Below are 7,480 nucleotides of genomic sequence, written 5' to 3'. Positions count from 1 at the left end.
GCTGCAACGTCATCTACGCCATGCTCCGCGACGGCACCTACTACCAGCCACCGACAACCGCCCCTACCCCCGAGCCGACCGCTCTCGCGGCTTGACTCGAAACATAGGGACACCCCCCGGCTGCGTGCGCCGCGTCAGTGCGCGGCGGAGCCGAGGCCGAGGCGGCGGGCGGCCCAGTGCGGGTCGTCGGTGGTGACGGTGTCGGCGCCGCTGGCGAGCGCGCGGGACAGCTGCCGGTGCGAGTTCACGGTCCACACGTTGACGCGCAGGCCCCGACGGTGCGCTTCGGTGACGGCGCCGGAGCGGATCCCATCGATGCGGGCGCCGAGCCAGCGCGCGCCGACGGACTCGATGACGTCGAACGCGGCCCGACGGGTCCAGTGCACCAAGAAGGAGCGGTCCACATCAGGCAGGATCCGCCCCACCACCTGGAGGGCATCCGGGTGGAAGGAGATGACGGCGTCACCGGCGTGGGCCGCTTCGCCGGTGCGCATCTCTTGGATCATGCGGGCCACCGGTTCAGCGGCGGCGGCGACCTTCACTTCGATGTAGACGGAGGCGCCGGCGGCGCCCGCGAGCGCGAGCACGTCCTCGAGGAACGGGATGCGGTGCCCGCCGCGAAGCTCCACCTGCTCCAGCTGGGCGCGGGTGAGGTCGGCGATGCGGCCGCGGGTGCGGACACTGGTGGGGGCGGCCATGCGGGTGATGGTGTCGTCGTGGTGGACGGCGAGGTGGCCGTCGCGGGTGAGCCGGACGTCGCATTCGAGAGTGCGAGCGCCCGCGGCGAGGCCGGCGCGGAAGGCGGCCATGGTGTTCTCGGGGGCGAGGAGGGCGCCGCCGCGGTGGGCGACGATGCGCGGCGGGCCAGCGGGCGTGTGCGCGGCGGCCGGCGCTCGTCCGCCGGTGAGGGCGGCGGGGCCGACGGGTGCGGTCGCGGGTCGTATGGACAGCGCGTGGCTCATGGCGGTCCGTTCGTCGAAGGGGAGCCTCCGGGGCGTGGACATGGCCAGGTTAGGGGCGCGTCGGCCCCTCCCCTGGCGGTTCGGACGGTCGTGTGCCGAGTGTTGATCGAGTCCTCGCCGCGGGTGCACCGCCGGGACACCGGGACGTCACCCGCCGCTGGGCTGTCAGTGACGGGGGTCACGTGCCGGTAGGGTGGCCGCATGGACATCAACGAGCGCATCCAGACCCTTGACTATGCGGCATCGATGGACGCCCCGCGCGGCCCCGAGTTCCTCACACTCCGCTACCGGCCGTCCACGCCGACCTCGCAGGACGTGCTGTGGCAGTTCATCACCCAGCCGGAGCGCCTGGCGCAGTGGTCGCCGATCGTGCCGGAGCGGCCCCTCACCGAGGTGGGCTCGTACACCGCGCACGAGCACGAGGGCGATGCCGGGTTCACGTCCGATGTGATCCGGGTGGCGCCGGCGCAGGAGCTGGTGCACCGGTGGGGTGAGGACCGGCTGACCTGGGCGGTCTCACCGGAGGGGCACACGCTGAGCTGCACGATGGAGCTGATGCAGCCGGAGTACGCGTCGATGTATGCGGCGGGCTGGCAGGTGTGCTTCGGTGTGCTCGATGCGCTGCTCGCGGGCCAGGAGCAGGAGCGGATCGTGGGCGATGATGCGGTGAAGCACGGATGGCGGGACCTGCAGAAGAAGTACGTGGGTGAACTGCCCGGCCAGTCCTCCGAGCTGCCGTTCGGATGAGGGTTGGGCGCGGGGTGAGGATGGCACCCTCGCCCCAGCCCCACGCCTTGCTTTTGATTGAAGCTTCAATCATCCACGTGTAGGGTGAGGCCATGAAGAGCTTCGGATTCCTCAGCTTCGGCCACTACGACCCGCACGGCCGCGGCGGCATGCCCGACGCGTCCGGCATGCTCCACGACGCCATCGGCATCGCCCAGGCAGCCGATGACCTCGGCGTGAACGGCGCCTACTTCCGCGTCCACCACTTCGCACCGCGGGCAGGCGCACCGATCCCGCTGCTCAGCGCGATCGCCGCCACCACGAAGCACATCGAGGTCGGCACCGGCGTCATCGACATGCGCTAGCGCATGCCTGGGTTGTAGCACTTGTTGTCAGCGTCGGCGCGCTCTACAGCACAACGTTGACGGCAATCCTGGCTGGTTTTCGATGAAGGCGGCTCTTCCTGCGCTGAGCGTCGGTGCGATGATCGCGCAACCCGGCGGTGCTCAACCCTCATAGAGGCGCATCGAGTACTTCGCGCAGCTGATCGACGGTGGGCGAACCAGCCAGCCCGGCAGGAGTGCGGAACACTCGACAGGCGAGCCCCACCGGCGTGTGCTCGTCGGCGAAGGGGTCGGAGCCGTCAATGAGGACGGTCGGGGACCCGTGGAACCCGAGGCGGGCGGCGTCCTCGGCAGTCTCGACTCGCTGATGCACGACGCGGACGTCCGATCGGCCGTCGAGGGCCTCGGTGAGCCGCCGGTCGAGCACCTCCCAGTTCGGGCACCCGTCGAAGTACTGCAACGTGATCTCCACGATCCACTCCTCTCAGGCTCTGTCCGCGCGGACCGCGGCCGGTGACGCCGTCTCAGGCGACGCAGCCGCCGCTTGGCTCTTGCGGGCACGCGCGGCGCGCAGCCCGTTGGCGATGACGACGACCTCGGCGACTTCGTGGACGAGGACGACTGCGGCCAGGCCGAGCACGCCGGTGATGGCCAGCGGCAGCAGCACGGTGATGATCGCCAGGGACAGCACAATGTTCTGGTTCATGATCGCCCGGCCTCGGCGGGCGTGCCGCAGAGCCTGCGGGATCAGGCCGAGGTCGTGACCGGTGAAGGCGACGTCGGCGGACTCGATCGCGGCGTCGGATCCGGTCGCGCCCATCGCGATGCCCACGGTCGCACCGGCCAGGGCGGGGGCGTCGTTGATGCCGTCGCCGATCATCGCCGTCGGCGAGGCCTTAGAGAGCTGGGCGACGATGCGGGCCTTGTCCTCGGGCCGCAGCTCGGCGTGCACGTCGCCGATCCCAGCGAGCTGCGCGAGCGCGTGCGCGGTGCGGGCGTTGTCGCCGGTGAGCATGCTCACCTCGACGCCCTGGGCCCGCAGCGTGCGCACGACCTCGGGGACCTCGGGGCGCAGCTCGTCGCGGACGCCGATCGCCCCGGCCAGTTCGCCGTCGACGGCCACGAGCACGCAAGTCTGGCCCTCGGCCTCCAGGTCCTCGACCCGGGCCTTGAGCGGCCCCGCGTCGATCCAGCGGGGGCTGCCCACCGTCACCCGGCGGCCGTCCACCATGCCGCCAATGCCGTGCCCGGCCTCCTCCGTCACGTCCTGCGCGGCGGGCGCTCCTTGGCCCGCGGCGGCGATGGCGGCGGCGAGCGGGTGCGTCGAGTGCTGCTCCACGGCCGCTGCCCAGGCGAGCACCTGGGCGTCGTCGAACCCGTCGGCGGCGACGACGGCGGTGACCTCGGGCCGGTTGCGGGTCAGGGTGCCGGTCTTGTCGACGGCGAGGTGGCGGATGCCGCCGAGGCGCTCGAAGGCGGCACCGCTCTTGATGACGACGCCGAACTTCGTCGCCGCGCCGACCGCGGAGACCACGGTGACGGGCACCGCGATCGCCAGCGCGCACGGGCTGGCGGCGACGAGGACGACCAGGGCGCGGGTGATCCAGGTCTCGGGGTCGCCGAGCAGCGAGCCGAGCACGCCGACAAGGACGGCGAGGACCATCACGCCGGGCACCAGCGGGCGGGCGATCCGGTCGGCGATGCGGGCCCGGTCGCCCTTCTCGGCCTGGGCCTGCTCGACCAGCTCCACAATGGTGGTCAGCGAGTTGTCGGTGCCCGCCGCGGTCGCCTCGACCTCCAGGACTCCGGCGGTGTTGATCGCGCCCGCCGACACTGCATCATCGGGCGCGACCTCGACCGGGATCGACTCGCCGGTGATCGCCGACGTGTCCAGACTGGAGCGGCCAACGCGGACCAGGCCGTCGGTCGCGACCCGCTCGCCCGGGCGGACCAGCAGCACGTCGCCGACGGCGATCTCCTTCGCCGGGATCTCGACCGAGGCACCGTCGCGCAGCACGGTGGCGGTCTCCGGCACGAGCTTGAGCAGCGCGCGCAGGCCGCCGCGGGCGCGGTCCATCGCCTTGTCTTCCAGGGCCTCGGCGATCGAGTACAGGAACGCCAGCGCGGCGGCCTCTTCGACGTAGCCGAGGATGACCGCGCCGACGGCGCTGATCGTCATCAGCAGCGCGATCCCCAGCTTCCGCTTGACGAACAGGTTCCGCAGCGCGCCGGGCGCGAACGTGTACGCGCCCAGCAGCAGGCCCGCCCAGAACGCGACCAGCGCCGCGACGTGCAGCCCCAACCACTCCAGCAACAGGCCGATGCCGAACGCGACGCCGGAGAGGATCGGCACCACCAGACCCGGATCGCGCCACCACGGGCGCTCGGCCTCCTCGGCCTCTTCGGCGGCACTGGTGGTCGGCTCGTCGCAGCCGCAGGCGGCGCTCACGAGGCGTCCCCTGAACCGGTCGCGGCGCAGCAGCCGGGCACCGAACAGTGCGGGTCGATGCACGGCGCGCTCTCGTCCACCGCGAGCGTGACGTCCACCAGCGCCGTCAGCGCCGCGGCCAGGTGTGGGTCGGCGATCTCGTAGCGGGTCTGGCGGCCCTCGGGCTCGGCGACCACGATCCCGCAGTCGCGCAGGCAGGTTAGGTGGTTCGACACGTTCGACCGCGTCAGCCCCAACTCGCGCGAGAGCACGGCGGGGTGGCTCGGGCCGTCGAGCAGGGACATCAGTATCTTGGAGCGCGTCGGGTCCGCCATGGCCCGGCCCAGCCGGTTCATGACGTCGAGGCGCGAAGCAATAGTCAGCATGCACTGAACTATACAGTGTGTGCTGACCTATCGTCCAGTTGCAGGGCTGCCGCACGCGCTCCGCGCGCTTGCCCTCGGGAATCACGGTCACCTCTTGCGCCAGCTCGGCCACGTCGGCATCCCGCGGCCCTTCCACGTCTCCACGAGACCGGCGGCCCACCGGACGGACGCGAAGAGCCCGTAGCCGGACCCGGCAAGGCCAGCGCCGACCGCGAGCCACCGCCCGATGCCGAGCCACACGCTCCCGTCCACGTCCAGCGCCCACTGAGCGCCGGTGATGAGCCCGGCGATACCCATCCAAAGCCCGGCGACGACCACGACCACCGGCAGGAGGGCGAGGCACATCGCCGCGGCCGCCGACCAGAGCTGACGCGCTTCCAGCTTCGCCGTCGCCGCGATGATCCGCTCGGCCCGTTCGTTCGACGCATCGAGGTTCGCGGTCATCGTGGTCGAAGCCTCCCCGGCGACCTGCTCGACAGCCTTCTCGACCCGTTCCTCGGTGCGCTTCTCGATCCGCTGCACCGCGCCGCCGACCTGGCTCAAGAGCTTCTGGTTCGCCGCGGCCTGCGCCTTGAGCCCCTCAATCGCCGAGGCCGTAGCCGCGCGATTCTTCTGCGCCTCCGCGACCAAGCTCCGCGACGCGGCGTTCAAGCTCTCGCCGTTGAGACTCTGCGCGAACTCGCCGAGCGTGCTCGCGATCTCGTTCTGCCTGCTCTCGATACTCGCGATCCTCGCGGAGGAGACCGCCGCGCTGGACATCATCGCCGGCGGCCGCATCGCCCTCGGCATCTCCCGCGGCTCCCCCGAACCCGCCGACCGCGGATGGGAGGCGTTCGGCTACACCGGCTCCACCGACCCGCGCGGCGCCGACATCGCCCGCAACAAGTTCGACCTCTACCTGCGGGCCCTGCGCGGCGAAGGGATGGCCCCGTCGGCCGGAATGTCCTTCGGATTCCCACCCGCACCCGCTGGTGAGAACGGCCTGCTTCGCCTCGAGCCGCACTCCCCCACCGCCGCGCAGCGGATCTGGTGGGGCGCCGGGTCGCGCGAGACCGCTGTCAACGCCGGACGGATGGGCGTGAACCTGATGAGCTCCACTCTGCTGACGGAGGCGACGGGCGATGCGTTCGCCTCACTTCAGGCGGAGCAGCTGCGCGCCTACCATCGGGCGTTCCGGGAGGAGGGGCATGGCTTCACGCCCCGGACGTCGGTGTCCCGTTCGATCTTTCCGCTGGTCAGCGACCAGGACCGCCGCTTCTTCGGGCTGCGCGCCGGCGAGTCGCACGACCAGATCGGCGTGATCGACGGGCTGCGCTCCACGTTCGGGAAGTCGTACGCGGACGAGCCGGACAAGCTGGTGGAGCAGCTGAAGCAGGACGAGGCCGTGATGATGGCCGACACCCTCATGCTGACCATCCCCTCGCAGCTCGGCGTGGACTGCAACGCGCACGTGCTGGAGTCGTTCGCGAGGTACGTGGCGCCCGAGCTCGGCTGGGTGCCCGCGACCGAGGGGCCGGCGACGGGGTACACCCGCGAGGAGCTCAGCGCCTACGGGGTGTGAGGCCCCGTCGGCCGACGGGTTCCATGCGTTTCAGCGCTCTTGATCCCGATCGAGGGCGCTGAAACGCATCAAACGGTCGGCGACGGCGATGCCGGTGGTCCGGGCGGCGTCGGCGCCGGGGGCCGGCCGGCGAGCTGGCCCTCCTTGCGGAACTGCCCGGTCGCGGCGAGCACGGCGAGGATGACCGCGAGCGCCGCCCACATCGGCACGCCCGCGGGCCCGGCGAGGATCATGTTCGGCGGGTGTTCGGCGTCGCCGAGCAGGATCAGTGCGCCGGCGGAGGCGTTGAGGGAGGCGTGCGCGAACACGGCGGGCCACACGGAGCCGGTGCGCAGCCGCAGGAAGCCGAGCAGAGAGCCCATGAGGATGCAGAAGATCGTCATCAGGCCCACACCGCGCAGGTCGTACAGCCCGTAGTTGTGGCCGAGCAGGGTGATCGGTGCGTGCCACACTCCCCAGATCGCGCCGGAGAGGATCAGCGCGGGCCACACGCCGAGGGGGCGCAGGCGGGGCAGGAGCCAGCCGCGCCAGCCGATCTCTTCGCCGAGCGCGGGGATGAGGATGACGATGAGGGCGTTCAGCGGCGCGGCGAGGATCTGCATCCAGGCGAGCAGCGCGGGGTCCATGGGGGTGCCCGGCGGGATCATCCGCGCGGCCATCGAATAGTCCTGGAGGTCGAGCTTCACCAGGCCGACCGCGGCGGTGACGAACGGCAGGGCGAGCAGCAGCAGCCACATGCCGACGAAGGCGGCGAGGGTGACGCCGACCGTGCGCTTCCACGGCTGCAGCGGCCAGATGCCGAGGTCCCGCAGGCGGTTCTTCCCGGGCCGCTTCATGGTGAAGGTGACGATGAGGGCGGCGATGGCGGGGGTGAACATCAGCAGCACCGGCAGGAGGACGGGCAGCCACGCGCCGACGGTGTTCAGGCCGTTCTCGCCGAGGTGCAGCGGCAGCATGACGAGCCAGCCGAGGCCGTAGGCGATGGCGATGAACACGGCGACGGGTCCCCACGCGACGGTGGTGCGGTCGGGGATGGGGCCGTGGATGCCGGTGGCGGCGGCGCCGGTGGGGGC

Annotated in this window: 9 protein-coding genes; 3 read left to right on the top strand and 6 right to left on the bottom strand. The window is 71.6% G+C overall.

The window, feature by feature from the left end:
• Positions 1 to 134: 134 nt before the first annotated feature.
• Positions 135 to 962: a glycerophosphodiester phosphodiesterase family protein gene (locus tag MHY20_RS11290; RefSeq protein WP_239376847.1), complete on the bottom strand. Its 828-nt coding sequence runs from the start codon at positions 960 to 962 to the stop codon at positions 135 to 137.
• A 201-nt stretch (positions 963 to 1,163) separates the two neighbouring features.
• Here MHY20_RS11290 and MHY20_RS11285 point away from each other — a divergent pair, with 201 nt between their 5' ends.
• Positions 1,164 to 1,709 (top strand): SRPBCC domain-containing protein, encoded by a 546-nt coding sequence (locus tag MHY20_RS11285; protein ID WP_239376846.1) that lies wholly within the window; start codon positions 1,164 to 1,166, stop codon positions 1,707 to 1,709.
• A gap of 92 nt (positions 1,710 to 1,801) precedes the next feature.
• Positions 1,802 to 2,053: an LLM class flavin-dependent oxidoreductase gene (locus MHY20_RS11280; protein WP_343217761.1), complete on the top strand. Its 252-nt coding sequence runs from the start codon at positions 1,802 to 1,804 to the stop codon at positions 2,051 to 2,053.
• Between the two features lie 148 nt (positions 2,054 to 2,201).
• Here the strand turns inward: MHY20_RS11280 and MHY20_RS11275 are convergent, their stop codons facing one another.
• The 4 genes from MHY20_RS11275 to MHY20_RS11260 all read right to left on the bottom strand — a co-directional run bounded on the left by MHY20_RS11275 (position 2,202) and on the right by MHY20_RS11260 (position 5,476).
• Positions 2,202 to 2,504, bottom strand: a complete 303-nt coding sequence (locus MHY20_RS11275; RefSeq protein WP_007321360.1) for a hypothetical protein — start codon at positions 2,502 to 2,504, stop codon at positions 2,202 to 2,204.
• Positions 2,505 to 2,516: 12 nt separating this feature from the next.
• Positions 2,517 to 4,481 (bottom strand): cation-translocating P-type ATPase, encoded by a 1,965-nt coding sequence (locus MHY20_RS11270; protein WP_239376849.1) that lies wholly within the window; start codon positions 4,479 to 4,481, stop codon positions 2,517 to 2,519.
• Positions 4,478 to 4,846, bottom strand: a complete 369-nt coding sequence (locus tag MHY20_RS11265; RefSeq protein ID WP_183377145.1) for a metalloregulator ArsR/SmtB family transcription factor — start codon at positions 4,844 to 4,846, stop codon at positions 4,478 to 4,480. The genes MHY20_RS11270 and MHY20_RS11265 overlap by 4 nt, the downstream gene beginning before the upstream one ends.
• 87 nt (positions 4,847 to 4,933) lie before the next feature.
• Positions 4,934 to 5,476 carry a hypothetical protein gene (locus tag MHY20_RS11260; protein WP_007321357.1) on the bottom strand — a complete coding sequence of 181 codons (543 nt, stop codon included), beginning with the start codon at positions 5,474 to 5,476 and terminating at the stop codon, positions 4,934 to 4,936.
• 58 nt (positions 5,477 to 5,534) lie between these two features.
• Here MHY20_RS11260 and MHY20_RS11255 point away from each other — a divergent pair, with 58 nt between their 5' ends.
• Positions 5,535 to 6,407 carry an alkane 1-monooxygenase gene (locus tag MHY20_RS11255; RefSeq protein WP_239376844.1) on the top strand — a complete coding sequence of 291 codons (873 nt, stop codon included), beginning with the start codon at positions 5,535 to 5,537 and terminating at the stop codon, positions 6,405 to 6,407.
• A 68-nt stretch (positions 6,408 to 6,475) separates the two neighbouring features.
• Here MHY20_RS11255 and MHY20_RS11250 read toward each other — a convergent pair.
• The coding region (locus tag MHY20_RS11250) for a CPBP family intramembrane glutamic endopeptidase (protein ID WP_275436812.1) at positions 6,476 to 7,480 on the bottom strand (1,005 nt) is incomplete at its 5' end.

Source organism: Helcobacillus sp. ACRRO (genome assembly GCF_022347125.1).
In the GTDB taxonomy this organism is placed as follows: Bacteria; Actinomycetota; Actinomycetes; order Actinomycetales; family Dermabacteraceae; genus Helcobacillus; species Helcobacillus massiliensis.
Note: the sequence above shows the minus strand (reverse complement) of the source record. Positions and strands in the feature narration are given on the sequence as shown.